The sequence below is a fragment of the Micromonospora sp. NPDC051925 genome, assembly GCF_044548625.1.
Taxonomy (GTDB): domain Bacteria; phylum Actinomycetota; class Actinomycetes; order Mycobacteriales; family Micromonosporaceae; genus Micromonospora.
Genome location: NZ_JBIUCH010000001.1, coordinates 215,100 through 240,938 on the forward strand (window position 1 = coordinate 215,100; position 25,839 = coordinate 240,938).

20 protein-coding genes and 1 pseudogene are annotated in these 25,839 nt (G+C 72.4%); 12 read left to right on the forward strand and 9 right to left on the reverse strand.

Translation table 11 applies throughout. The annotated features are described in order from the left end of the window. Positions 1-3 precede the first annotated feature (3 nt). The 4 genes from ACIG87_RS00940 to ACIG87_RS00955 form a co-directional block, all read right to left on the reverse strand. Entirely contained in the window at positions 4-1,296 is a 1,293-nt protein-coding gene (locus tag ACIG87_RS00940; RefSeq protein ID WP_396846907.1) for a lysine N(6)-hydroxylase/L-ornithine N(5)-oxygenase family protein, read from the reverse strand. Positions 1,297-1,319: 23 nt separating this feature from the next. Further along, positions 1,320-2,870: a pyridoxal phosphate-dependent decarboxylase family protein gene (locus ACIG87_RS00945; protein WP_396846909.1), complete on the reverse strand. Its 1,551-nt coding sequence runs from the start codon at positions 2,868-2,870 to the stop codon at positions 1,320-1,322. A gap of 135 nt (positions 2,871-3,005) precedes the next feature. Continuing rightward, positions 3,006-4,250: an MFS transporter gene (locus ACIG87_RS00950; protein WP_396846911.1), complete on the reverse strand. Its 1,245-nt coding sequence runs from the start codon at positions 4,248-4,250 to the stop codon at positions 3,006-3,008. Further along, positions 4,247-4,957 carry a siderophore-interacting protein gene (locus ACIG87_RS00955; protein ID WP_396846913.1) on the reverse strand — a complete coding sequence of 237 codons (711 nt, stop codon included), beginning with the start codon at positions 4,955-4,957 and terminating at the stop codon, positions 4,247-4,249. Before ACIG87_RS00955 ends, ACIG87_RS00950 begins: the two co-directional genes overlap by 4 nt. Positions 4,958-5,063: 106 nt before the next feature. Here ACIG87_RS00955 and ACIG87_RS00960 point away from each other — a divergent pair. The 3 genes and pseudogenes from ACIG87_RS00960 to ACIG87_RS00970 all read left to right on the forward strand — a co-directional run. Continuing rightward, positions 5,064-7,094 (forward strand): annotated as a pseudogene (locus ACIG87_RS00960) (penicillin acylase family protein); the annotation flags it as partial. Positions 7,095-7,118: 24 nt separating this feature from the next. Further along, positions 7,119-7,679, forward strand: coding sequence for a GNAT family N-acetyltransferase (locus ACIG87_RS00965; protein ID WP_396847575.1), 561 nt, complete (start codon positions 7,119-7,121; stop codon positions 7,677-7,679). Between the two features lie 45 nt (positions 7,680-7,724). Continuing rightward, a complete protein-coding gene (locus ACIG87_RS00970; protein WP_396846915.1) occupies positions 7,725-7,910 on the forward strand; it encodes a hypothetical protein in 186 nt (61 codons plus the stop codon). Here ACIG87_RS00970 and ACIG87_RS00975 read toward each other — a convergent pair. Beyond that, positions 7,900-8,397: a DinB family protein gene (locus ACIG87_RS00975; protein WP_396846917.1), complete on the reverse strand. Its 498-nt coding sequence runs from the start codon at positions 8,395-8,397 to the stop codon at positions 7,900-7,902. The genes ACIG87_RS00970 and ACIG87_RS00975 overlap by 11 nt on opposite strands. A gap of 311 nt (positions 8,398-8,708) precedes the next feature. On the opposite strand from ACIG87_RS00975, the gene ACIG87_RS00980 reads away from it, so the two are divergent. The 5 genes from ACIG87_RS00980 (at position 8,709) to ACIG87_RS01000 (ending at position 16,096) form a co-directional block, all read left to right on the forward strand. Next, positions 8,709-9,176 (forward strand): hypothetical protein, encoded by a 468-nt coding sequence (locus ACIG87_RS00980; RefSeq protein WP_396847576.1) that lies wholly within the window; start codon positions 8,709-8,711, stop codon positions 9,174-9,176. Beyond that, the gene (locus ACIG87_RS00985; protein ID WP_396846919.1) at positions 9,176-10,573 is read left to right on the forward strand and encodes a hypothetical protein; all 1,398 of its coding nucleotides are present in this window, start codon (positions 9,176-9,178) and stop codon (positions 10,571-10,573) included. Before ACIG87_RS00980 ends, ACIG87_RS00985 begins: the two co-directional genes overlap by 1 nt. Next, complete coding sequence (locus tag ACIG87_RS00990; RefSeq protein WP_396846921.1) at positions 10,570-12,054, forward strand: VWA domain-containing protein; 1,485 nt, start codon at positions 10,570-10,572, stop codon at positions 12,052-12,054. The genes ACIG87_RS00985 and ACIG87_RS00990 overlap by 4 nt, the downstream gene beginning before the upstream one ends. Before the next feature lie 14 nt (positions 12,055-12,068). Next, a complete protein-coding gene (locus ACIG87_RS00995; RefSeq protein WP_396846922.1) occupies positions 12,069-13,181 on the forward strand; it encodes an AAA family ATPase in 1,113 nt (370 codons plus the stop codon). A gap of 119 nt (positions 13,182-13,300) precedes the next feature. After that, entirely contained in the window at positions 13,301-16,096 is a 2,796-nt protein-coding gene (locus tag ACIG87_RS01000) for a hypothetical protein (protein WP_396847578.1), read from the forward strand. A gap of 69 nt (positions 16,097-16,165) precedes the next feature. Here ACIG87_RS01000 and ACIG87_RS01005 read toward each other — a convergent pair whose 3' ends face one another. Together ACIG87_RS01005 and ACIG87_RS01010 are read right to left on the reverse strand one after the other, a co-directional pair. After that, on the reverse strand, positions 16,166-16,354 hold the full coding sequence (locus tag ACIG87_RS01005; RefSeq protein ID WP_396846924.1) for a DUF397 domain-containing protein: 189 nt from the start codon (positions 16,352-16,354) through the stop codon (positions 16,166-16,168). A gap of 71 nt (positions 16,355-16,425) precedes the next feature. Continuing rightward, on the reverse strand, positions 16,426-16,767 hold the full coding sequence (locus tag ACIG87_RS01010; protein WP_396846926.1) for a helix-turn-helix transcriptional regulator: 342 nt from the start codon (positions 16,765-16,767) through the stop codon (positions 16,426-16,428). A gap of 104 nt (positions 16,768-16,871) precedes the next feature. On the opposite strand from ACIG87_RS01010, the gene ACIG87_RS01015 reads away from it, so the two are divergent. The 4 genes from ACIG87_RS01015 (at position 16,872) to ACIG87_RS01030 (ending at position 23,693) form a co-directional block, all read left to right on the forward strand. Further along, complete coding sequence (locus tag ACIG87_RS01015; RefSeq protein WP_396846928.1) at positions 16,872-17,147, forward strand: hypothetical protein; 276 nt, start codon at positions 16,872-16,874, stop codon at positions 17,145-17,147. A gap of 272 nt (positions 17,148-17,419) precedes the next feature. Beyond that, on the forward strand, positions 17,420-18,868 hold the full coding sequence (locus ACIG87_RS01020) for a phosphoesterase (RefSeq protein WP_396846930.1): 1,449 nt from the start codon (positions 17,420-17,422) through the stop codon (positions 18,866-18,868). Between the two features lie 374 nt (positions 18,869-19,242). Beyond that, on the forward strand, positions 19,243-21,987 hold the full coding sequence (locus tag ACIG87_RS01025) for a M14 family zinc carboxypeptidase (RefSeq protein ID WP_396846932.1): 2,745 nt from the start codon (positions 19,243-19,245) through the stop codon (positions 21,985-21,987). Positions 21,988-22,085: 98 nt separating this feature from the next. After that, positions 22,086-23,693, forward strand: coding sequence for a class I SAM-dependent methyltransferase (locus tag ACIG87_RS01030; RefSeq protein ID WP_396846933.1), 1,608 nt, complete (start codon positions 22,086-22,088; stop codon positions 23,691-23,693). Positions 23,694-23,762: 69 nt separating this feature from the next. Here the strand turns inward: ACIG87_RS01030 and ACIG87_RS01035 are convergent, their stop codons facing one another. Further along, positions 23,763-24,488 (reverse strand): hypothetical protein, encoded by a 726-nt coding sequence (locus ACIG87_RS01035; RefSeq protein ID WP_396846935.1) that lies wholly within the window; start codon positions 24,486-24,488, stop codon positions 23,763-23,765. Between the two features lie 465 nt (positions 24,489-24,953). After that, positions 24,954-25,838: an HpcH/HpaI aldolase/citrate lyase family protein gene (locus tag ACIG87_RS01040; RefSeq protein WP_396846937.1), complete on the reverse strand. Its 885-nt coding sequence runs from the start codon at positions 25,836-25,838 to the stop codon at positions 24,954-24,956. Position 25,839 lies beyond the last annotated feature (1 nt).

Below are 25,839 nucleotides of genomic sequence, written 5' to 3' on the forward strand. Positions count from 1 at the left end.
CGGTCACGCGGGGGCTCCGGCCGGGACACCGAACTCCTGGAAGGCGATCCGGTCCTCGATCGGGTAGTGCTCGTGGCCGGTCAGCTCCCGGATGATCCAGGAGTTACGGTACGGGCCCATGCCCAGGTCGGGTGAGGTGATGCTGTGGGTGTGGGTGCCGGCGTTCTGCAGGAAGACCCCCCGGCCGGTGTGGTCGATGCTGTAGTTGCGGGCCACGTCGAACCGGCCGTGGGAGTCCCAGCGCAGCCGGTCGCGGATCGGAGTGAGGAACTCCGGCACCCGGTAGGAGTAGCCGGTCGCCAGCACCAGCGCCTCGGTGTCGAGGGTGAGGTCACGCTCCTGCTCGACGTTGCGCAGCCCGAGGGTGTACGTCCCACTGGTCTCGTCGTACCGGGCGCTGGTCAGTTCGGTGTTGGTCAGCAGCCGGGTCGGCACCGGCCCGTGCACCCGGTGGGCGTAGAGCAGGTCGAAGATGTCGTTGATCAGGTCGGCGTTGATCCCCTTGAACAAGCTCTTCTGGGCGCTCTCCAGCCGGTAGCGGGTCGCCTCGGGCAGGGCGTGGAAGTAGTCCACGTAGTCCGGTGAGGTCATCTCCAGGGTGAGCTTGGTGTATTCGAGGGGGAAGAAGCGCGGCGACCGGGTGACCCAGTTGAGCTGGTAGCCGTGGGTGCCGAGGTCGGTGAGCAGGTCGTGGTAGATCTCGGCGGCGCTCTGTCCGCTGCCGACGACCGTGATGCTGCGCTTGGCACGCAACGCCGCCCGGTGCTCCCGGTACCGCGAGTTGTGGATGACCTCGCCGCCGAGGCCCTGACAGGCGTCCGGGATGTGCGGCGGGGTGCCGGTGCCGAGCACCAGGTGCCGGGCCCGGTGGGTGACCCGTTCCTCGCCGACCACGGCGTGCACCACGTACCGCTCGTCGGCGGGGTCGTACTCGACGGCGGTGACCCGGTGGCCGAAGCGCACCGAGGGCAGCTTGGCGGCGGCCCAACGGCAGTAGTCGTTGTACTCGTGGCGCAGCGGGAAGAAGCTCTCCCGGATGTAGAACGGGTAGAGCCGGCCGGATTCCTTCAGGTAGTTGAGGAAGGAGTACGGGGAGGTGGGGTCGGCCAGGGTCACCAGGTCGGCGATGAACGGCGTCTGCAACCGGGTGGAGTCCAGCAGCATGCCGGGGTGCCAGTCGAAGTCGTCGCGGGCTTCGAGGAAGAGGCCGTCGAGGTCGTCGAGCGGCGCGGTCAGGCAGGCCAGGCCCAGGTTGTACGGGCCCAGCCCGACGGCGATGAAGTCGTGGGTCGACACAGGGGTTTTCTCCAGGCGGGGGGTCAGCCGACGGGGCTGGACAGCTCGGCGGTGGCGCGGGTGCGGGCGTACCAGCTGGCGTGCTCGGCGATCAGGTCGAGCACGTGGGCGATGTCGTCGAGGGTGGTCTCGGGGTTGAGCAGGGTGAGCTTGAGGTGGTGGGCACCGTCCACCTTGGTGCCGGCGACGAGGGCGGCACCGGAGGCGGCCAGCGCCTCGCGGGCGTACAGGTTGGCGTCGTCGACGACGTCGCGGCCGGCACCGGGGGGCAGGTAGCGGAACACCACAGTGCTCAGCTGTGAGCGGGTCACCACCTCGAAGCGGGGGTCGTCGGCGAGCAGCCGCCAGGCGGCGGTGGCGAGGTCGACCACCTCGTCGAAGAGCGCGCCGACCGCGTCCGGGCCCATGATCCGCAGGGTGAGCCAGAGCTTGAGGGCGTCGAAGCGGCGGGTGGTCTGCAGGCTCTTGTCGACCTGGTTGGGGATGCGCCGTTCGACCATCCGGGCCGGGTTGAGGTAGTCGGCGTGCCAGGTGGCGTGGCGCAGCACCCGCCGGTCGCGGACGACCAGGGCGCTGGAGCTGACCGGCTGGAAGAACGACTTGTGGTAGTCGACGGTGACCGAGTCGGCCCGTTCGATGCCGGCGAGCAGGTGCCGCCGGGTGGGCGAGACCAGCAGCCCGCAGCCGTAGGCGGCGTCGACGTGCAGCCAGACCCCGGCGGCGGTGCAGATCTCGGCGATCCGCTCCAGCGGGTCGATGGTGCCGAAGTCGGTGGTGCCGGCGGTGGCGACCACGGCCATCACGGTCTGGCCGTCGCGTCGGCACCGGTCGATGGTCTCGGCCAGCTCGTCGGTACGCATCCGCCGGCCGGCGTCGGTGGCGATGGTGAGCACCGCGTCGGCACCGAGGCCGAGCAGCTTGGCGGCTTTCTGGACGCTGAAGTGGCCGGCGGTGGAGGTGATGATCCGGAGCCGGGACAGCACCTCGGGGCGGCTGGGCCGGTCGGTGCCGCCGCCGACGATGTCGGCGTACGCCTCCTCCCGGGCCAGCAGCAGCGCCTGCAGGTTGGACTGGGTGCCGCCGCTGGTGAAGACGCCGTCGGCGACCGGCCCGAAGCCGATCCGCTCGGCGGTCCAGTCGACCAGCCGGCGTTCGATCAGGGTGCCCCCGGCGCTCTGGTCCCAGGTGTCCAGGGAGGAGTTCACCGCGCTGAGCACCGCTTCGCCGAGCAGGGCGGGGATGACCACCGGACAGTTGAGGTGGGCCAGGTAGCGGGGGTGGTGGAAGTAGACCGCGTCGCGCAGGTACACGTCGTGCAGTTCGTCGAGGGCGGCCCCGGTGTCGCCCAGCGGGCGGTCCAGGTCGATGCCGGCGACCCGGGGAGCCAGCGCGTCCGGGCTGATTCCGGTGCACGGCCGGTCGGCGTCGGCCACCCGCGCCGCCACCCGGGCGACTCCCTCGGTGACGACCCGGCGGTAGTCCTCGACGGAGCCGGCGGTGAACAGGTGGGCGCGGGGCGGGGTGGGACGCGTCCCGGTCACGGGGGCCTCGACGGTGGATCCGGGCAGGCTCATGGGCAGTCCTCGACGGTCGGTGGCGGGCGCGCGGGGCAGTGGGCGTCGCAGGTCCTCCGGCGACCCAGTTGATCTCGCAGGTTAGGGTATCCTAACCTAACTCCTTGTCAATTCCGACACCCCGGGGCGAACGGATCAGCCGGATGCGGGGATCGGCTCGGCCGCCGGCTCGGATAGCCGTACCGGCGTGGCCCGGAACCGGCGCTGGTGCCCCAGCCCCACCAGGACACCGAGGGCGACCAGCACCACCGAGGCGATCGCGACGGCGGAATAGCCGACCCGGTCGGCCGCGGCCAGTCCGAGCGAGGCCGCCAGGAACGAACAGATCAGCCCGAACGACGACAGCACGGTGAAGTCCGTGCCCCCGGTGCCGGGCCGCGAGTAGTCCATGTTGACCACGTAGAGCACCACGTTGGCGACGGTGTACGCGGCCATGAAGCAGCACAGCGCCACCACCGTCGTCCCCAGCGGCGCCCGCCCGTTCATCAGCGGCAGCAGCAGTCCCGTGGAGACCGCGAGGGCCGCGCCCCCGACGACGAGCACCCGTCCCCGGCCGAACCGGTCGACACCGGCCCCGGCGAGCAGGCCGGCGACGATCGCCGGCGCGCTGGTCACCACGCCGGTGACCACGCCGATCCGGGCCAGCGACCACCCCGCGTCGACCAGCGCCGGGGTGACCAGGGCATAGGCCGCGCCGGCGCCGGTGTAGACCAGCGGCACCACGCCGAAGGTCCACCAGCGGCAGCCGGGCTGGCCGAACACCGACAACAACGCCCGGTACGCCTGCCCGGCGCGGGCCACCCGCGCGATCCGGGCCGGCTCCCGGAACCGCCACACCACCAGCAGCCCGACGGCGGTCAGCGCGGCCAGCAGCCCGATCGCCGGCACCCAGCCGTACCTGTCGTAGACCAGCACGCACGCGCCGCCACCGAGCAGGTTGCCCAGGTAGCTGGCGGCGACCTGGATGCCGTTGCCGGCCCCCCGGGCACCCTCGGACAGCACCCGGACGGCGACCGCGTCGACGGCGATGTCCTGGGTGGCGGAGAAGAACACGTAGGCGGCGCAGATCGCCACCACCGGGCCGAGCTGTCGGGCCGGGTCGGCGAACGGCAACAGGGCCAGCAGCGCCAGCACCAGACCGGCCTGCAACGGCAGCAGCCAGGACCGGTAGTGGCCGTGCCGGCGGGAGCCGTACCGGTCGAGCAGCGGGGCCCAGAGGAACTTGATCGGCCAGACCAGGCCGACGAACTGGAGCAGGGCCAGGGTGTCCAGCGAGGTGCCGCCGTCGCGCAGGATGGCGGTCAGCCCGACGGTGATGAACCCGATGCCGAGGTACTGGGTGACGTAGAGCGCGGTGAGCGTGCCGAGGCGTCCCTTCACCGGGCGCTCCAGTAGCCCAGCGAGGTGAGCTGCTGCCTGCCCATCCCGAGGGTGCGCCGGACGTGCCGGGTGAGGGCGCGGGTGCTGGCCGCCTCGCCGGCCACCCAGTAGTGGGCGTCCGGCGCGGCCGGCAGTTCGGCGCGTACGGTGTCGAGGAGCTGCTGGCCGTCGTCGCCGCGCGGCACCCAGGTGACCCGCTGGTGGTCCCGGGCGCGGAGGGCGAGCGCCCGCTCCCCGTCGTGGGCGTACTCCAGCCAGACCGTGGCGGGCAGGTCGGCGGCGGCGTCGAGCAGGCTGTTCACCGCCGGCAGCGAGGCGGCGTCGCCGACCAGGTAGAGGTGCCCGGGTGCCGGGTCGGGCAGGGTGAAGGCGCTGCCCTGCATGGTGGCGACGATGGTGTCGCCGACCTGCGCGGCGCTCGCCCAGCGGGCCGCGCAGCCGTCGTGCAGGGCGAACTCGAGGGTGAACCGGCCGGCCGCCGGGTCCGGGTCGACCAGGGTGTACGCCCGCTGGTGGGGGCGGCCGGCGTCGTCGAACCAGAGCCGGATCCACATGGTGGGGTGCACCTTGCACGCCGCCAGCAGCCCTCCGTCGTCCAGGACCAGGCGTTGGTAGTGCCCGCCGATCGACTCGGTGCTGCGCACGGTCAGCCGGAAGTCCCGGCCGCCCATGGCCTTGAGCACCAGGGCCTCCCAGTTCCGCTTCACACGCCCTCCAGGTAAGGTCCGCCTAAGTTAGGCGAGGGTAACTTAAGCGAGGAGTCCTGTGGAGAGTGGGACCGGCAAGCCGCCGGGCGGCCGTCCGGCGACCGGCGTGCACCGCGACCGGTGGGGCGTACCGCACCTGTGGGCCGACACCGTCGATGAGCTGGCCCGATGGCAGGGCCGGGTGACCGCCACCGACCGGGCCTGGCAGATCGAGGTCGAACGGTGGCGGGCCGAGGGCCGGCTCGCCGCCCACGTCGGCCCCGCCGAGCTGAACTGGGACCGGTTCGCCCGGCGGGCCCGCCTCGACGACACCGCCCGGCGCTGCTTCGACCGGCTCGACCCGGCCACCCGACGCTGGGTCACCGCGTACGCCGACGGGGTCAACGCAGCCCTCCCGGCCGGCGCGGCGGCAGCGCCGGAGTTCGCAGCCACCGGCAGCACGCCCGGCCGGTGGCAGCCCTGGTCGCCGCTGGGCGTCTTCCTCGTCCAGCACATCCTGTTCGGCACCTTCCCGCAGAAGCTGTGGCACGCCCACGTCGCCGCCACCCTCGGCCCGGCCGCCCGCGACCTGTTCGCCGTCGAGGGGCCCGGCGGCTCCGGCAGCAACGCCTGGGCGCTGCCCGCCGACCCGGCGACCGGTCGGGCGCCGATCATCGCCGGTGACCCGCACCGGCTGCTCGAACTGCCCGGCATCTACCAGCAGATCCGGCTGGCCTGCCCCGAGTTCGACGTGGTCGGCCTGGCCTTCCCCGGAGTCCCGGGACTGCCGCACTTCGGGCACGCCGGCGAGGTCGCCTGGGCGGTCACCAACGCGATGGCCGACTACCAGGACCTCTACCGCGAGCAGCTACGCCGCGACGGCGACCACCTGCTGGTCCGCGACGCCGACGGCTGGGTGCCGGCCCACCGGCACGTCGAACGGATCGAGGTACGCGGCGGCGCGGCGGAGACCGTCGAGGTGGTCGAGACCCCGCGCGGCCCGGTGATCGACCACGACCGGCACACCGGTGAGGCGATCAGCCTGCGTACCCCGGCCCGGGTGGAGGAGAGCCTCGGCTTCGACGCGCTGCTGCCGCTGCTGCGCGCCCGTACCGTCGACGACGTCGCCGACGCGCTGCGCGGCTGGGTCGAGCCGGTCAACAGCGTGCTCGTCGCCGACCGGCACGGCGCGGTCCACCAACTCGTCGCCGGCCTGGTGCCGTACCGCGACGACCGGTGCCGACGGGAACCGGTGCCCGGCTGGGACCTCCGCTACCGGTGGCACGGCGACTACGCCGCCCCCAAGCCCGTCGCGGTCGCCGGACCGGCGGTCTGCGCCAACGACCGGCGCGACGACGTGGCCGCCCTCGGTGTCGACTTCGCCCCGCCGCACCGGGCCCGCCGGATCCGCGAACTGCTCGCCGAGGGCGTCGCCGCGCCGGACGTACACATGGACACCCGGCGACCGGCGACCACCCTGCGCGCCCTGCTCGACCGGCTCGACCCGGAGTCGCTCAGCGGGCCGGCCGGGCGGCTGCGCGACCGGCTGACCGGCTGGGACGGCCGGATGGACGCCGACAGTGTCGACGCCGGGGCGTTCGCCGCCTGGCGGGCCGCGCTGGTCCGCCGGCTGTCCGCGCACCCCGCCCTGGGCCCGCTGCACACCCCCGGGGGGTTCGACCCGCTCTTCGCCCCGTGGACCGACCCGGTGGCCCGGACCGGACACGCCGTGGACGGGGTGGTCGCCGGGCTGCACCGCCTCGGCGGCGAGGTCGAACCGGTCGCCGCCGCCGCGCTGGAGGAGGTCGCGGCCGGCGACCCGCCCGACGCCTGGGGACGCCGGCACCTGCTGCACCCGCTGCACCTCGGGGTGTCCGAGGCGGTCACGACCCGGGTGGCCGCGATGCGCGACGACACCACGCTCGGTGGCGACTCCGACTGTGTGCTCGCCACCTCCAGCCTGCCCGGGGTCTCCGACGCGTGCTGGCGTGGGCCGGTCGCCCGGTACGTGTGGGACCTGACCGACCGGGCGGCGAGCCGCTGGATCGTCCCCTTCGGCGTATCCGGACGCCCCGACGACCCACACTTCGCCGACCAGCTGCCGCTCTGGGCCGACGGTGCGCTGATCCCCCTGGGCACCGACTGGCGAGACCTGACCCGATCACCCCGAGACGAGGACCCCGTGACCTACCAGGAGAAGATCCCCGGCTTCGGTGAGCTGACCCTCACCGTGGTCGACCCGGCCGCCCACGCCACGCTGCTGCACGGCTGGGTGACCGAGCCCCGCGCGTCGTTCTGGGGCATGGGGTCGTACACCGTCGAGGAGGTGCGCGAGATCTACACGTACGTCGACGGGCTGAGCACCCACCACGCGTACCTGATCGGGCTGGACGGGACGCCGGTGGGCCTGTTCCAGAGCTACCAGCCGGAGGCCGACCCGGTCGGCGAACGCTACCGGGTCCGGCCCGGAGACATCGGCATGCACCTGCTGCTCGCCCCCGGGCGTCGGCCGCCGCGCGGGCTCACCGACGCGGTCGGCCCGGCGCTGGCCCGGTTCCTGTTCCGCGACCCCACCCGGCTGCGGATCGTGGTCGAGCCCGACGTCCGTAACCGGTTCGCGCTGCGTCGGCTCGAACGGGAGGGCTTCACCTTCGCCGAGGAGATCGACATGCCCGACAAGCGGGCCCAACTGGCCTTCCTCACCCGGGAGGGGTTCGCGGCGAACCACCCGGCCCCGGTCTGAACTGGCACGTCCGCCGCGCGGGCGCACCCACGAGCCGATCCCGTCGTGGCGGAGGGCATCGCCCGGGTGCACCGACGCGCGTTCCCGAGCACGGTCGTCGAGGCGTTCGCCAGCAAGTACGGCGGTTGGGACGCCAGCAGGCAGGTCAGGCCGGAGAGCGACCGGGTGCTGCTGGAGATCCCCGTCCGACGGTGGCTGCTCGCCGGTGGAGGCGGGCACGCTACTCGTTGACGAGCTGCTCCCGAAGAATGTCTGCGTGCCCACAGTGCTGGGCGAGCTCGCGCAGCACGTGGAGATACACCCACCGCAGCGGAAGGGGGCCCCGCCGGTTGCCGTGCAGGATGTCGTCCAGACCCAGGGACGACGTGGCGCGGCGGGACGCTTCGCAGGCCGCCCGGTGGGCGTGCCGGACGCTGGCGATCGTGTCGTCGTCGTCGAGGAGGAACGAGTCCTCCGACTTTGCCGGGAGGCCGAGTTCCACGCGTGACCGGCAGGTGACGGCTTCGTCGAACCAGACCTTCTCCACGAAGGTCGCGTGCTTCACCAGACCCAGCAGCGTGGTCCGGGAGGCCACCAACGACCGGCGCGCCTGTTCCTCGGTCAGCCCGTCGAGGCAGCCGTTGAGCGCGCTGCGGTGCTCGTCGATGAACGCCTCGAACTGGGCCTGGGCCGGTTGTGCGACGACCTGGTCGGCGAAGGTGGGCGGGTAGGAGGTCATGGGAGGGAGCATTCCAGAGCATCGCCTGGGAGCAACCCGCGGACGCCGGCACGAGCCTGGCGCGGGTGCTGACCCACCCACCGCGCACGTTCGCCACCTGGGCGTACGACCATCGCGACGCCTTCGACGGCTGACGTGGGACGGTCCGTCCCCCGCCTTCTTCTGTCGTACCCGTGGGCCATGATCTTGTGGTCACGGCGACGCCGGCACCGGTCGGCGGCCGCCATCAACCATGGGCGACGCCGGTGTTACGGCGGGTGGGAGGACGTGCGGTGACGGACGCTGACGGGGCCGCGTGGCGGCGGCGGAGCGTGCTGGCGGTGGTGCCGCCCGCCCGGCCCCGCAAGCTGGCCAAGGTGCCCTTCGTCGAGCTGGCAGACGGGCGGTTGCAGGGGGTGGTGTCCAGCGGGTCGGACATCGAACGGGTCTACGTCTCGTCGGTGACCGCCGGCACCCACGCCTACCACTGCAGCACCAACAACAACCGGCCCTGCGGCGGGTTGCGGGGCGCGCCCTGCAAACACCTGGAGGCCCTCGCCGACGAGGCCGTGCTCCAGTACGGCGTCGACCAGGTCGCCCGCTACCTGCGGGTCGACGCCGGTGAGGGGACGCAGACCGGGGTCGAGCTGCTGTCCCGGCTGGACGCCCGGCACGAGCCGACCTCGGCCGCGGTGGTGTTCAGCCGGTTCCTGCGCCACCTGGCCTACCTCGAACTCCCGGACAGCACCACCGCGCTGCCCGAGCTGCACTGGTTCCCGTCCACCGGGGCAGGTCGCTGATGCTGGGCACGCAGCTGGCGCAGCTGCGCGACAACGACCCCACCGGGCTGGCCGACGCCGACGGCATGGTCGCCGGATTCGACGAGGCCCTGCTCCGTGGCTTCGCCCGGGTCGGCGAGGAGGACGCCGCCGCGTTGACGGCACTGGCCGGCGCGGTCGCCGGCACGCCGCTCGGCGACCGGGTGGCCGAGGCGGTGGGTAAGGTGACCGCCGGTCCGGTAGGCCAGGAGCACCTGGCCGCGCTGGCCGGAGCGCGGGCCGCGCTGCTCGGCGCGGCCCACGACGCCCTGCTCGACCAGTTCGACACCGCCCTCGGGCGGGACCGGGCCCCGTGGACGCCGCCGGCCGGCGGGCCGGTCGACGGCTCCCCCGCCCGTGCCGCGGCCCGGTCCTGGCTGCACGAGACGGCCCTCGCCGGGTGGCGCGGCGTCGACCACGAACTGCTCTCCGCCGTCGGTACGCCGGTCGAGGCGGCCCTGGCCGAGCCGGGGTCGCGCCGGCTGGCGGTGCTGCTCGACGGGCTCGCCGCCGAGCTGCGGGCCGGGCTGCCGGTGGCCACCATGCCGCGGGTGCCGGTGCGCCGCTGGGCGGACCTGTGGTCCCGGGGCGTGCTGCTCGCCCAGGACGGGCCGGCCACCACGGCCGACACCGCACGGGTCACCGGGCGGCTGCTGCCGCTCGGGGTGGACGTCCACGAGCACGACACCGCCGTCCAGGTGCAACTGCACGCGATCCTCGAACCGGCCGACGGTGGGACGCCCCGGCTGGTCCGGGTCGCGGTGGGCGCGGCCAAGGTCGCCACGATCGGCGGGCCGGCGGTGTGGCGGCTGTTGTCGGCGTACCCCGTCCTGCTCACCGCGATCGCGCAGCGACGGGCGCTGACCGTCACCGACCTGCCGTCGCACGGTGCCGACCTGCACTGGGTCGACGGGCAGGCGCAGGCGGGCGAGCCCGCCGACCCGTTCGCCACGGCCCGGGTGCTGCTCGGCACGGCGACGGCGACGGCCACCCCGCCGCTGGACCGGCACCCGGCGGTGATCGCCGAGCCGGTGCTGCTCGAGGGCTACACCGTGCGGAAGACCGACGACGGGCTGACCGTCGACCTCGACGGCCACCAGCTCGCGGTCACCGTCGACCGGCTGCCGGCGGGCGGGCCGCTCACTCCCGCGCTGGTCGCCGCCGCGTCGTCCTGCCTGGGCCTGGCCCGCTGGGACGACGGTCGGTGGCTGGTGCAGCCGCTGGCGGTGCAGGCCACCGTCAAACGCCGGCCGGTGGAGGCGCACAACGGCGACTGGGCCGACGGGGTGACCGACCCGAAGGTGGCGAAGGCCGAGGCCAGGGCGGGCGACGCCGTGGCCGTGCTGCGCGAACGCGCGGGACGGTTGCTGCGCCGATGACCGGACCCACACCGACGAGTGACGCCGTGCCGACGAGCGATGCCGTGAACCCCGGCGACCTCGCCGCCGCCAACCGCCGGCAGGTGCTCTACTGGCGGCTGCTGGGCCGGCTCTTCGACCCCGACGAGCAGCCCACGCTGGAAGCGGCGAGCGTGGCCGTGGTCGACGACCTCGGCCTGCCCGCCACGCTGCTGGACCCGACCGTCTCGGTGGACACCGTGGTGCAGCGCTTCCCCGCGCTCGCCGACGAACTACGCGGCCTGCTCACCCCTTCCGCCGACGCCGCCGACGTCCCCGCCCCCGGCGGTCCCGCCGCTACCGGTGACGACGGCGGGACCGGCGACGACGGCGGGACCGCGCCGGCCGTCACCGACGGTGACAGCCCGGACGACGGTGACGTCCGGGCGCACCGGCCCGGCGAGGCCGAGGTACGCCGGGCCGCGCTGGTGTCGAAGCTGCTGCTCAACGTCTTCGGCACCGGGTCCGGGCCGGTCAGCGCCGGCCAGTTGGCCCGCTGGCAGTCCGATGCCGGCTGGTTCGAACAGGCGCTCGGCTGCACCCCGGGTGAGCTGCGCCGGCAGGGCGGCAGCGGGCTGGGCGGCACCCTCGCCGGCCTGGAGGGCGACCTGGTCCGCCGGATGCACCTGCGGGAGGTGCTGGCCGACCCGAAGCTGGCCAGCCAGCTCACCCCCAGCATGTCGCTGATCGAGCAACTGCTGCGGGACAAGGCGAACCTGTCCGGGGTGGCGCTGGCCAACGCCAAGGCACTGATCCGGCGGTTCGTCGACGAGGTCGCCGAGGTGCTGCGGACCCAGGTCGAGCAGACCAGCGTCGGCACGATCGACCGGTCGGTGCCACCGAAGCGGGTGTTCCGCAACCTCGACCTGGACCGCACCATCTGGCAGAACCTCACCAACTGGAGTCCGGAGGACGAGCGCCTCTACGTCGACCGGCTCTACTACCGCCAGACCGCCCGCAAGACCACCCCGTCCCGGCTGATCGTGGTGGTGGACCAGTCCGGGTCGATGGTCGACTCGATGGTCAACTGCACCATCCTCGCGTCGATCTTCGCCGGGCTGCCCAAGGTGGACGTACACCTGATCGCGTACGACACCCGGGCGTTGGACCTGACCCCGTGGGTGCACGACCCGTTCGAGGTGCTGCTGCGGACCAAACTCGGCGGCGGCAACGACGGGCCGCTGGCGATGGCGATGGCCCGCCCGAAGATCGTCGAGCCGCGCAACACGGTGCTGGTGTGGATCTCGGACTTCTACGAGTTCGACCGCTCCCAACCGTTGTTCGACGGCATCGAGGCGGTGCACCGCTCCGGGGTGCGGTTCATCCCGGTCGGCTCGGTCAGCAGCTCCGGCCAGCAGAGCGTCAACCCCTGGTTCCGGCAACGCCTCAAGGACCTGGGCACCCCGGTCATCTCCGGCCACATCCGCAAACTCGTCTTCGAGCTCAAGAGCTTCCTCACCTAGGAGAGACACCCCTCATGTCCGAGATGTTGCGTGCCCCCGCCGAGGTCAAGTACGCCGACGAACTCGACTACCTGGAGTCGGTCGACACCGGCCCGAAGCCGTTCTCGTGGCGGCTGAGCCCGCGCATGGTCCGGCTGTTCGTCCTCGGTTCGGAACGGGCCGACGGACTGGAGCGGGAGATCCCGCAGAAGTGGTTCGGCGACCGCAGCTTCGTCGAACGCAGCATCGTGACCCTGGCGTCGGACCGGGGCCTGCTGCTCATCGGCGACCCCGGCACCGGCAAGAGCTGGCTGGCCGAGCTGCTGTCCGCCGCGATCTGCCGCAACTCCACCCTGGTGGTGCAGGGCACCGCCGGCACCACCGAGGACCACATCAAGTACTCGTGGAACGTCTCGATGGTCATCGCCAAGGGGCAGTCCCGCGAGTCGATGATCCCGTCGCCGATCATGACGGCGATGGAGCAGGGCGTCGTCGGCCGCTTCGAGGAGCTGACCCGGTCCACCAGCGACGTGCAGGACGCGCTGATCTCCATCCTGTCGGAGAAGTACGTCTCCATCCCCGAACTGAACGACGACAACATCGTCTTCGCCCAGCCCGGTTTCTCCATCATCGCCACCGCGAACAGCCGGGACCGGGGCGTCAACGACCTGTCGTCGGCGTTGAAGCGCCGGTTCAACTTCGTCCGCATCCCGGTGGTCACCAACAAGCGCAGCGAGGCGGAGATCGTCCGGTTCCGCACCGAGGAACTACTGCGCCGGCACCAGATCGAGCTGGACGTCCCGCCCACCCTGCTGGACATCCTGTTGCAGAGCTTCGCCGACCTGCGGGCCGCCGCCGCGTCGGCGACCAGCGACGACGAGAAGCTGGAGTCGGCGCTGTCCACCGCCGAGCAGATCGGCGTGCTGGAGGACGCCATCCTGCACAGCCAGTTCTTCGGCGACCGGACCCTGCGGGCGGAGACGCTGGCCGGGTCGCTGATGGGGTCGCTGGCCCGGCGCAGCCCGGAGGACCTGGCGATCCTCAACAAGTACCTGCACGGGGTGGTGGAGCCCCGGGCCAAGCAGGACGGCGGCGGCTGGGCGGGCTTCCTCGACGGCGGTCGCCAGGCGATCGCCTCCCTGTCGTGAGCACCCCCACCACCGGCTCGGCCATCGACACCGGCCCCGGCGGGCCGGCCGGGCCGGCGGCCGGCGTCGACCCGACGGTCGGCGCTGCCGGCGACGTCGCCGCCGGGCCGTTCGGGGCGTTGCGGGACCAGCTCACCGACGCGGCGGCCACGTTCGCCGGCTCCGCCGACGCGCTGGCCGGCATCCTCGCCGGCATCGTCGACGACGTCGACCGGGCGCTGGGCGAGCGGTTGGAGATCTTCCCGGTCTGTCACCACTCGCCGGCCTCGGCGCTGGCGATGGTACGCCGGCTGCGCGCCAAGCAGCCCAAGGTGATCTACCTGGAGTTGTGCGAGGATCTCCAGCCGCTCCTGGGTGAGCTGCGCAACTGCCGGCTGCCGGTGGCGGTGCAGGCGTTCGCCTCCGAGCTGGACGGCTTCCCCGCCGAGTGGGGTCCACTCAGCGTGGTCGCGCCGGTCACCGAGGCGTCCGCGGAGTACCAGGCGATCGCGTACGCGCTGGAGACACCGGGCGTGGAGCTGGTGCTGGTGGACCGCTCCACCGACCACGTCTTCCAGTGGTCGCCGCGCGACGACGCCCCGCCGGAGCAGAAGGCCGAGCCGGAGCAGGTCGCCGGGACGGATGCCGGCGCGGGTGAGCAGGCGGCGTTGCACGGTGACGCGGTCGGCGTGGAGATCGGCGACCTGCGGCCCCGGTTCGCCGAGCTGGAGGCGTACCTGCTGCACCACGGCAAGGTGCGGCACTGGTCGGAGTGGTGGGACCAGTACGTCGAGCGTCCGCTCACCGGTGCCGACCACGACACCTACCGGCAGGTGATGGTGCTGATCGGCAGCCTGTTCCGCCGGCTGCGCCCGGCCGGGTCGGACCGCACCGAGCGCGACGAGGACCGCGAGCGCTACATGTGGACCCGGATGCGGGAGCACCTGGCCGCGTCCGGGGCGGACCCGGCGGACTGCCTCTACGTGTGCGGCGCGTTCCACGCCGCCAGCCGGGTCGCGCAGTTCGGCCTGGACTCCCCCGCACCGGACTTCGAGATCACCCCGCGCACCGCGACCCGCTGGCGGTACGGGCTGATCCCGTCGAGCCACTCGGCCATCGAGGCGCAGTTCGGCCTCGCCCCGGGCTCGGTGTCGATCGCTGCCGCCACCTGGACCAAGGCGGTGAGCGGGTCGGGTCTGACCCCGTACCGGCTCGACGGTCAACGGGGTGGGAAGACCCGGGGCCGGCGCAAGGCCGCCGCGGCGGTGACCACCCCGGCCGGGCCGGTCGCCGACCGGCTCACCGGGTTCCTCGCCGCACCGCCGCCCCTGGACGGGCTGGACGAGGCGGAGCTGCGCGGCTGGTGCGTCGACATCGTCCGGTTGGCCCGCCGCAACGGCTACCTGGCCAGCACCGCCGACGCGATCGCGGTGTTCGAAACCTCGATCCTGCTGGCCGGGTTGCGTAACCGGGCCCGCCCGACCCCGTACGACTTCTCCGACGCGGCGGTGACCTGCATCGAGAAGGATGTGGTGCCGGGCCGGCGGGACGTCCGGCGGCTCTGCGAGATCCTGCTCGGCGGTGACCGGATCGGGCAGGTCGGCTACGACGCCCTGCCGCCGCTGGCCCGCGACGTGCTCGACCGGCTCCAGCCGCTCGGCCTGGACCTGGAGAAACGCACCATCGGGCGGGCCCTGCTGGATCTGCACGCCCACCCCGAGCTGGCCGGCTGCTCGGATCTGCTCTGGATGCTGCGGCACCTGCTCCCGCCGGACGCGGTCCGGCCGATCATGGGTGAGCGCCGACTCGGGCACCGGTCGATCCAGGAGAGCTGGGACCTGGCACTGGGTCGCCACCAGCGGGCCCTGATCGAGCTGGGCTACGAGGGGGTGACCGTCGAGCAGGTGCTGGAGCAGCGGCTACGCCGGGCGGTGCGCGGCCCCGACGCGACCGCCGCCGGTGCGCTCGCCGCCGTCGAGGACGCCATCTGCCTGCTGGGCAGCCCCCGGCTGGTGGACGAGCTGGGCGCGCGGGCGGTCGAGCTGCTGGCGACCGAGCGCACCGTCGACGACGCGCCGGACGTGCTGCGCCGCATCCGGCGGCTGCTGGCCCACCACCGGGCCACCGCACCGGCCCTGCCGGCCTGGTGCGAGGCGTTCGTGACCGCCGGGTACGCGCACTACTGCACCCTGCTGCCCACCGCCTTCGTCGAGGACGAGACCGGGGTCCGGCAGGTCGGCGCGATGCTGGGCTTCCTGTTCAGCATGGAGAGCCTGGCGCTCTCCCTGGGCTGCGACCGCGCCCAGCTCGAACTCGCGGTGGCCCAGTCCCACCCGGAGACGCCGGCCAAGATCGCCCTGCTCTGGGCGGCCCGGCACCAGCTCGGCCTGCTGCCCCTGGTCGAGCTGCGGGGCCGCTGCGCCGAGTTGCTGGCCAACCCGCTGGTGGTGCCGGCCTTCCCGCAGTACCTCTCCGGTTTCGTGCACGCGCTGGAGCCGGTGCCGGCGCTCGCGCCGTTCGTGGTGGAGACGATGTCCACCGCGTTCGCGCAGCTACCCGACCCGGTCCTGCTGCCCTGGCTGCCCACCCTGATCACCACCCTGCGCCAGCACGGGCCGGAGCTGGTGCCGATGCTGGTACGGGAGGCGGCACGCACCTTCCCGGGGACGCTGCCCGCGCTGGACGCCTGGGTGCCGCCGTGGCTGGCCCCGGCCGCCACGCCCACGCCGACGGCGCTACCGGCCGGGCCGGTGGGGCAGGTGCACACCCTGCTCGCCGCGCATCCGGCGGCGGTCGACGCGGTCGCCACGCTGCTCGGCTGCGACGGCGGCTGGTCGGAGCTGCCCGCTGCCCCGGCGGGTTCGGCAGTGCCGGCGCTGCTGGCCGCGCACCCGGCCACCGTGGAGGCGGTCGCCGCCCTGCTCGGCGGGGAGTGACCGGGACGCACGACGGTCGGCGCGGGCAATGGTCCCGGGTGCGGCACAACCGCACCCGGGACCATTTGCTCAGGAGTCGAACCTGCCGGTCTTGATGCCCTCGATGAAGCCGCCCCACTGGCCCGCGCCGAACGTCAGCGCCGGCCCCTGCCGGTCCTTGCTGTCCCGGACCATGACGACCTGGGGCGGCGTGGCGACCTCCACGCAGTTTCCGCCTCCGTTGCTACGGGTGGACTTCTTCCAGGTGACCGGGGTCATGTCTGTTCCTCCACGGTCGATGCCATCAGCCTGCGGTGCAGCCCCGGAACACCGCAGCGGCACAAGGCCCGTCAGCCTGGCGTGTCGTCCTCGGTGGGTCGTGGCTGGCGGTATTCCCTGATCCACTGCTCGACGTCCGTCGCCAACCACACCTTCATGCCACGAAGCTCCTGGTAAGGCTTCGGAAAGGTCGGATACCGGGCGAGCTGTTGGAACCGCTGACGCGAGACGTTGAGGCGCTGGGCAATCTCGTACGGCCCCATGAGCTGCCCCGGCCCTCGGTCCATGCCGTGAACGTAGATAGCCAGCCGATAGTCTGATGGATATTCGGCTGGAACTGCGCGGACTGCACGCTCCCGTGGCCCTGTTCCACTCGGCGGCAGGAACTGCGGGCGGAGTTCGACGGCGCTCACGTGTCACTCATGATCTACCTGGCTTCGTACCTCACCCGGGCTGCCGAGGATCTGACCAGGGTGCAGGCGGGCGTGTTGTACCAGCGGTTCGTCGGGTGAGCCAGGTGACCACACCCCGCTCCGGTGACCTGCTCCAGGTGACCCGGGCGGCCAGCGTGCAGTTCGTCAAACCGATCATGTTCCGGGTGATCCGGGTGCTCGACTGGCCCACGTACGACGGTTGGCTCTGGCTCGACGGCTACCAGCTCGACGCCCGGGGCGACGCCGTCGCGCGTCGGTCGATCTTCGTACAGCCGGCGGGGTTGGTGATCGCACGGCGAACCGCCCCGGCACCCGCGGTCCGGCCGGTGCCCACCCGCGGCCCTCGCGGTCGTCGCTGATCCGCCGGTACGTCGTCGCACGTCGGGGCAGGATCGGGTGCCTTTATCGCGTAACGCGACGGGACGCCCACCCTCGGACGCGGGCCGGCGGCAGGCCCTCGGCTGGCCGGGCGGCGTTCACGCCGCCCCCGACCGCCGTGCAACGGCTGTTCACCGCCCTCTCCCAGGCTTCGTGATCGACACGGTTACCACCGGATCGAGCGGAAGGCTCCGCAGTGCAGGACAGGGAATCTGAGGACGCCGGGGGCGGTCAGCTGTCGCGCCGCCAACTGGTGAAATACGCGGGCGTCGGCGCGACGCTCGCCGCCGCCGGCCCGTTCGTGGGCATCGAGGCGGCCCACGCCGACCCGGACCGCCAGGACCAGGCGAAGACCGCCTCGGGTCGGCCCGACAACCGGATCTGGCGGGCCGGTGACCACCACATCCACTCCGAGTACAGCGGCGACTTCGACACCACGACGAATCCGCCGACGTTCCACAAGGGTGCCGACGCGGTCTACCCGATCGTCACCAACGCGATCATGGCGAAGCACTTCGGGCTGACCTGGGCGATGTGCACCGACCACGGCGGGCCGACGCACTCGAAGGTGAACGTGGAGCAGGCGTACCCGGACCTGCTGCGGTCGCGTCGGCTGGTGCCCGAGGTGTTGCAGTTCTGGGGGATGGAGTTCGACGCCCCGGCGATGGACCACCACACCCTGATGATCCCGCGGCACGCCGACGAGGCGAAGCAGCTCTTCGAGCTGGAGAGCCGGTTCGCCAAGCGGGACGCGTTCCCGACCGACCCGGGCCGGGACACCGAGGCCAAGATGGTGGAGTTCCTCAAGGTGGCCCGGGGCATGTCGCCCAAGCCGCTGGTGATCGCCCACCACACCTCCCGCTCGGCGACCGGACTCGGGGTGTACGGGCAGGACTCCCCGCACGAGTTCCGCAACGGCAACGACGCGGCCCCGGACGTGTACGTCGGCTTCGAGGGCGCCCCGGGGCACCAGGCGGGCCCGCTCAACGGCGGGGCGCGCGGCGGCTACGGCAACCACCCCACCTACGGCGGCTACGACCAGGCGACCGCCCGGGTCGGTGGGCTGTGGGACTCGTTGCTCGGTGAGGGGCGGCGCTGGTGGATCACCGCGACCTCCGACTCGCACGTGCACTGGTCCCGGGGTGGCTCGGACTTCTGGCCGGGTGAGTACAGCAAGACCTACGTGCTGGCCCGCCAGGAGTACAGCGACATCATGAACGGCCTGCGCCACGGACGGATCTGGGTCACCACCGGTGATCTGATCACCCGCCTCGACGTCACGGCCAGCAGCCAGGGACGCTCGGCCGAGATGGGCGAGACCATCACGGTCAACCGCCGCAACCGCACCGACGTGGACATCGAGATCAAGTTCCGGCCGCCGGCCGGGACGAACGCCAACGGGGACCGCCCGCAGGTCCGCCGGGTGGACCTGATCGTCGGCCGGATCACCGGCCCGAGCACCGACCGGGACGCCGACACCAATCCCACCACCGCCGTGGTCGCCCGGTTCGGTCCGCGCGACTGGCGTCAGCAGGGCACCAACTACGTCATCCGGCACACCCTGCGCAACGTCGAGACCGACAGCTACGTCCGGGTACGCGGCACCAGCACCGACGAGGCCGAGCCGCTCGCCGACGGGCTGGAGAGCCCGTGGGACGACCTGTGGTTCTACTCCAACCCGGTGTTCGTCCAGGTGCGCTGACCGACCGGCCTGCTCCGCCGGCACCGTTGCCAGCGGTGCCGGCGGACCCGGCCGGTCCGCGCGTCGCCGCGCCGAGGCGTGGGTACGGCCGGACCGCGACCACCGCGCCGACAGATAGGGCAAATCCATAGTGGATCGCCAGCTCGTCGCAGATCGCCCGGGTTCCGCCTGGTGCGCCGCAAGTGGCAGATCGCGTACGGCCACCCGATTGTGAATCTTGACCGCCTGAAAGCGCAGGTCATACGCTCCGGGCACCCTTGATTCATTTCCCGGGAAGGGAAACTGGACACCTCATGCGACCTGCGGACATCCGATCCACATTGCTTTCCCCCAGGCGGCTGGCGAGCGCCACCGCAATCGTACTACTGGCCGGAATGACGCCCCTACTGGCCGGCCCGTCGGCCGCCGCCGCGCCCCCGACAACCTGTAGTACCGATCCGACCGACCGACTGGCCTCGGTGCCCAGCCCGGAGAGCTTCCTCGGCTTCCCGCTCGGCACCGGTCAGGAACGGGTGGTCACCAACGAGGAGGTCCGGGGCTACCTCACCGCCGTGGACACCGCCTCGAAGCGGGTCGTCACCGGCACCATGGCCACCAGTGCGCTCGGCCAACCGCTGCCGTACGCGATCGTGTCGAACGAGCGCAACGTCCGGCCGGCGGTGCTCAAGGGCATCGCCGAGGACGTCCGTTCGCTGCGTGACCCCCGGCTGGTCGGCCAGCAGCAGGCCGGTGAGATCGCCGAGGCGGCACCGGCCATCGTCTGGGTGACCGCCAACGTGCACGGCGGGGAGAAGAGCGGCACCGACGCCGCCCTCAAGACGCTGTACGAGCTGGCCGCCGGGCTGTCCTGCGAGGTGCAGCAGCGCAACGACAACCTGATCACGATCATCGTGCCGACGCAGAACCCGGACGGCCGCGACGCCAGCCGCCGGCAGAACGAGTACGGGTTCGACATGAACCGGGACTGGTTCGCCCGTACCCAGCAGGAGACCGACGGCAAGCTCGAACTGATGCGGAAGTACCCGCCGCAGGTCTACATCGACGCGCACGAGATGGGCGGCCGGCAGTACTTCTTCCCGCCCAACGCCGACCCGATCCACCACGAGATCTCCGGCGAGGCGGTCGACTGGATCAACCGGATCGGCGAGGCCAACAAGGCCGGATTCGGCTACCACGGCGCCTGCGGTGGCGCGGTGACCACCGAGTGCTACTTCAACTACTCCACGTACGACCTGTTCTTCATGGGGTACGGCGACACGGTGCCGGCCGCCGGCTTCGGGGCCGCCGGGATGACCTTCGAGAAGGGCAGCTCGTCGGCGGTCGCCGACCGGGTGCAGCAGCAGTTCCACACCCAGTGGTCGACCCTCGGCTGGGCCGCGACGCACAAGCGTGAGGTGCTCAACGGCTGGTTCAAGATCTGGAAGGACGCGCTCGCCCAGGGGCGGGCCGGCACGCTGGAGCCCAACGAGGTGGTCCAGCCGACCAACACCGTCCAGTTCCCGGTGCCGGACCAGACCATCCGGTCCTACTTCCTGCTGCCCGATCGGCAGCTCGCCGACGCCCGCCAGTTGGTCGAGCGGCTGCGCCGGATGGACGTGGAGGTCTACCAGGTCAAGAAGGCCGTCAAGCTGCCCAGCGCGAAGCTCTTCGGTGGACGGTCGGCGACCAACCTGACCGTGCCCGTCGGGTCGTACTGGATTCCGATGAACCAGCCGCAGAAGCACTGGATCCAGGCGATCATGGGTGAGGACCCGTACACGCCGTTCCCGTACTTCTACGACGTGTCGTCGTGGAGCAACCCGCTGCTGATGGGCGTGAACGCCGTCTACACCGGGGCCGACGTGAAGCCCAACGCGGAGCTGATCGACAAGATCCAGAACACCGGTGGCGGCAAGATCCTGGCCGCACCGCCGCTGAAGGGCTCCCACACCTACGACCTGGACTCCGCCGCCGCGGCCGAGTTCACCTTCACCCTGCTCGGCCAGGGCGTCAACCTGGTCCGTGACCTGGACAGCGGGGAGGTGGGGATGCCGGCCGGGGCGCTGACGCCGGAGCTGAACACGACGGCCAAGAAGCTCGGCGTCACCCTCACCCCGTACACCACGGCGGCCGTCGGCACCCCGATCAGCCGGCCGGACGTCGGGCTGTTCGCGGGCACCGGCATCTCCACCACCTCCGGTTCGTACGGCGAGGCCCGGTACGTGCTGGGCAAGCGGTGGGGCCTGGACCTCACCCCGGTCAGCACGGCCGACATCAACGACAACACCCCGGCCTTCACCAACCGCACGGTGCTCCTGGTGCCCGACGGCAGCAACGCGACCGGCGGGCTGACCGCGACCGGGCAGGCCAACCTGCGCAACTGGATCGCCCAGGGCCACACCTACCTCGGCCTGCGCAACGAGGGCACCCGGATGGCCCGCGCCGCCGGTCTCACCTCCACCACCGAGAAGCCGAAGCCGACCGGGTACACGATGATCGGCTCGCACCTGCGGGTCGACGTCGACCCCGACAGCCCGGTCGGGCTGGGCCGGCCGGCGGAGGACTTCGAGTTCAACAACAACGACCCGATCCTCAACCCGAGCAGCACCGGCACGAACGTGCTCCACTACCCCAGCGGCGACACGTTCTGGGCCAACGGGTACACCGTGCAGGGTGACGCGCTCAAGGGCACGGTCGCGGTGGTGGACGAGCCGACCGGTGCCGGGCGGGCGGTGCTGTTCGCGTTCAACCCGCTGTTCCGGGCGTACAACGAGAGTGGTCTGCACCTGGTGGCCAACGCGCTGCTGTACCCGACGACCGGCACGACGGCCCGCGCCGCGTCGCCGGGGCCGGCCGCTGTCGACCCGGCGCGCGCCGCCGCGGCGACGGCACCGGTGGCGGAGAACCTGGGCGGCGAGTGGCGGCCGTTCACCCTCCAGGTGTCCGCCGGTGACCTGGCCCGCACCGAGGCGATCGTCGACCGGTACACCGACACCGCCCGGGTCTCCGTCACGGACGGCTCGGCGTACCTGGTGATCCCCAACCCGGAGGGGCTCCAGATCGACGAGCACCCGTTCCTGGGTGACCTGGTGCGCACCCTGCAGGCCGAACAGGTCCCGCTGCGCTCCGTGGTGGGCTGAGGCACGCCGGGTGGGGGCGGCACCGCGCGGTGCCGCCCCCACCCGCTCCCGGGCACCCCGCGTCCAGCCGGCAACCCCGCGTCGACTAGGAACGGTGCATGCCCCGCTACCTGCTGTTTCCCGGACGACATCACCTGCTGACCAGGTTCCAGGCCGAGTATCTGCACCGGCTTTCCACCACCGGTCATCGCCCGACGTCCGACGGTGACGTCGACGCGCCCCACGGCGACCCCGACGCCGCCACCGGAGACGGCGACGTGACCGAGCACGACGACGAGGTCACCGTGGTCTGGGCGGTCACCTCGGCCAACCACGAGAACACCCGCCGCAACCCGGTCCCCTACCACCGGCGGGAGGCGGCGATCGAGCGGTTCAGCGTGCTGGCGGGCCTGCGCTCGGTGGTGGTGCCGGTCTTCGACACCGCCGCCACCGACCGGTTCGCCGAGGTGACGCTGAAGAACGTGGCGGCGACCGCCGGCCTGGAGCTGACCCCGGCGAACACCGTGGTCGCCTGCTCGACGCCGCAGGTCGCCGCGATGTACGCCCAGCTGGGGTTCCCGATCGCCGGGGTGGAGGCCGACGTCGATCCGACGCCGGCCCGGCCGTGGGACGTGCTGCTGCGGCTGGCCGCCGACGACCCGTCGTGGCGGGACCTGGCCCACCCGGCGACCCTCGACGTGTACGCCCGCTACCGGCTCGACGACCTGGTCCGCTCGGTGGTCAACGACCCGGTCGTCGGCGACGAGGGCGGACTGACCGCCACCCGCGACTACCGCACGTACGCCGAGGCGTTCGCCGACGCGGCGCAGCGCAAGTGGGCGGCGGTGCGCGAGCACGTGCGGCCGGGCCGGATCGTCGACGTCGGCTGCGGCGCGGGGGCGGTGCTGGAGCTGGCCGACCGGGAGCCGACGCTGCGGGAGAGCGACCTGATCGGCGTCGAGGTGGCGCGGCACCTGTTCGAGGAGTGCGTGCACAAGAAGGCGCAGGGCTTCTTCGACAACCCGAACGTCTTCTTCTACCGCCGCAACGTGCTGGGCGGGGCGGTGTTCGCGCCCCGCTCGGTGGACACCACGCTCACCTTCGCGCTGACCCACGAGATCTGGTCGTACGGCGAGCGGATGGCGTCGCTGCGCCGGTTCGTGCAGGCCATCTACGACCACACCGTGCCCGGCGGGGTGTGGATCAACAGCGACGTGTGCGGCCCGGACGGCCGGGACCGGACGGTACGGCTACGGCTGTCGACCACCGACGGGGCGAACCCGTCGCGGCCCCGCACCGATCTGGCGTCGCTGCCGGCCGAACAGGTGGCCGAGCAGCTCGCCGGACTGTCGACGCGGGCCCGGCTGGACCAGTTCGCCGTCGACTACCGGTTCCCGTTCCCGCACCGCCCGGTCGACGACGGCACCGGCGCGCTGGTCGAGCTGCCACTCGGTGCGGCGATGGACTTCCTCACCCGCAAGGACTACGTCGACAACTGGTTGTCGGAGACCCAGGAGGAGTTCTGCGGGCTGGAATGGTCCGACTGGAAGGCCCTGCTGGCCGACGTCGGCTTCGAGGTCGACCCGGCCAGCGGCCCGTACCGCAACGACTGGCTCGTCAGCCACCGGCTCGCGCCGACCGCCGCGCTGTCCACCGTGGACGGGACACCGTTGGACTGGCCGGTGACGCACGTGCTGCTGGTCGCCCGCCGGCCGGTCAACACCTGACCCAGAGCAGCAGGCCGGGGGCGGGAGAATCCTCCTGCCCCCGGCCCCGGCCTTGCGTCGTAGGAGCCGTCAGGACAGGAACTTGTCCAGCGCGGCCTCGATGGTGCCGCTGTCCGGCGCGGCGTACGCCTTCATCGTGGTCTTGTTGTACGAGATGAAGCTCGGGCACCGGGTCGCCGGGGCGCTCACGGTGCCGCCGTCGCCGATCTTCTCCGCGGTCTTCGCGGCGAAGAAGGTCAGCTGGTAGCGCGACGAGATGTAGGAGACGCTGACGCTCTTGCCGGCGCTGTCCTTGTAGTCGCACTTCTTGGGCTCGCCCTCACTGCCCGGCACGACCGACATGCAGCCGACCACCGACACCGTGGTGAAGTCGGCCGACTTGGCGTAGTACCGCTTGTCCGAGCCGACCAGCTTCGACGACCAGGACGTCGGCCGCTCGGGGTTGTTCGAGAAGACGTACGCCTTGGCCCCGGCCGGGCCGCTGTAGGTGGCCGCGTTGAGGATCGGGCTGCCGTCGCAGACCGAGGACAGGTCGCTGGAGTAGCGGGCGGTCACCGCGTTGTTGTTGTTCGGCTGCTCCTGCGACTCGGACGGCTGCGGGGCGGACGAGGTGTCCGTGCCGGGCGAGGGGGCGGCGCCGGTGGTCGTGTTGGTCGACGGCGTCGGGTCGGGCTCGTCGTCGGAGCTGACCAGGGCGAGCCCGACGCCCGCGCCGCAGAGCGCGAGGATGAGGACCACCGCGCCGACGATCAGGCCGATGACCAGGCCCCGGTTCGACTTCTGCGGCGGCGGCACGGGAACACCGTACTGTGGGGGCTGACCGTACTGTGGGGGCTGCCCATACTGCGGGGCCTGACCGTACTGCGGGGCCTGGCCGTACGCCGGGTAGTCGGAAGGCGGGGCCGGTGGCCCGCTCCACGGCGTGACGTTCGGATCCGGCTGTTCTCCGTACGGAGGGTGACTGTTGCTCATCTGACGCCCTTATCGCTCTCGACGGTACCCAGGCACTGGATCATCAGTCAGGGTAGTGACCGGCACAAACCGAGGCGCTGGTTGTCGAACGGCAATCAACCCGTATCGACCACATGGGGTGAGACACTGTGACGCTGTGTGCCCGACGGTGTGCCGCCGCCGGAAACACCGCCGCCGATCGGGGGCCTCCGGCGGCCGGATGTCGGTCACGGAAAAGGCATTCGGCCCGGAACGCGCCTTCCGTGCCCGCCACTACGAGAACGGTTCATGATGTGACGCAACTAACATCTAATTGTCAGTGACCGGCATCTCGTGGACCATCCGGGGCCCCTCGGCCCGACGTACCACCTCTGCGGCGGCGCGGACCACGGCCCGGTCCAGCAGCCGGCCGTCCGCGTCGACGGCCACCCCCGACCCGTCCCGACCGGCCCGGTCCAACGCGTCGAGCACCGCTCGGGCGGCGGCCACCTCGGCCGGCGTCGGGGTGAACACCGCGTTGATCGTCGCGAGCTGGCCCGGATGGATGGCGCTGCGGGCCCGGAACCCCTGCCGCAGCAGCAGGCCGGTGGTGCGTTCCAGCCGCTGCGGATCACGCAGCGCCGTCTCGACGGGGCCGACCGGCGCGACGATCCCCGCCGCCGCCGAGGCCACCACCACCTGCGACCGGATCGGGGCGAACTCGACGCGGTCCGGCCCCGGTTGCAGGCCCAGCTCCCCGGCCAGATCCGCCTCGCCGAGGCCCAGTCGCAGCACCCGGGGCGCGGCGGCGACCTGCGGGGCGGTCAGCACCCCACGGGCGGTCTCGATCAGGGCGACCACGCCGAAGGTCCGTTCGGCCAGCCCCAGCCGGCGCTCCACCGCGCCCAGCGCCCGGTCCACGGCACGCAGCAGCTCCGGCTCCGCCTTCGGCACCCACACGCCGGCCGCCGCCGGCGACAGCACCCCGACGTCCGCCTCGACCTGGTCGCTGTTGATCCGGACCCACCGCTGGCCGGTGCCGGACGGACCGGTGAGCGCGTCGGCCACCGTCCGGCGGGCCCGTTCCTTGTGGGCCGGGGTGACCGCGTCCTCCAGGTCGAGCACGAGCGCGTCGGCCCCCCGCTCGCCGGCCCTGCCGACGAGGTCCGCCCGGTCCCCCGGCACGTACAGGTAGCTGCGCGCGACGGGTCGCACG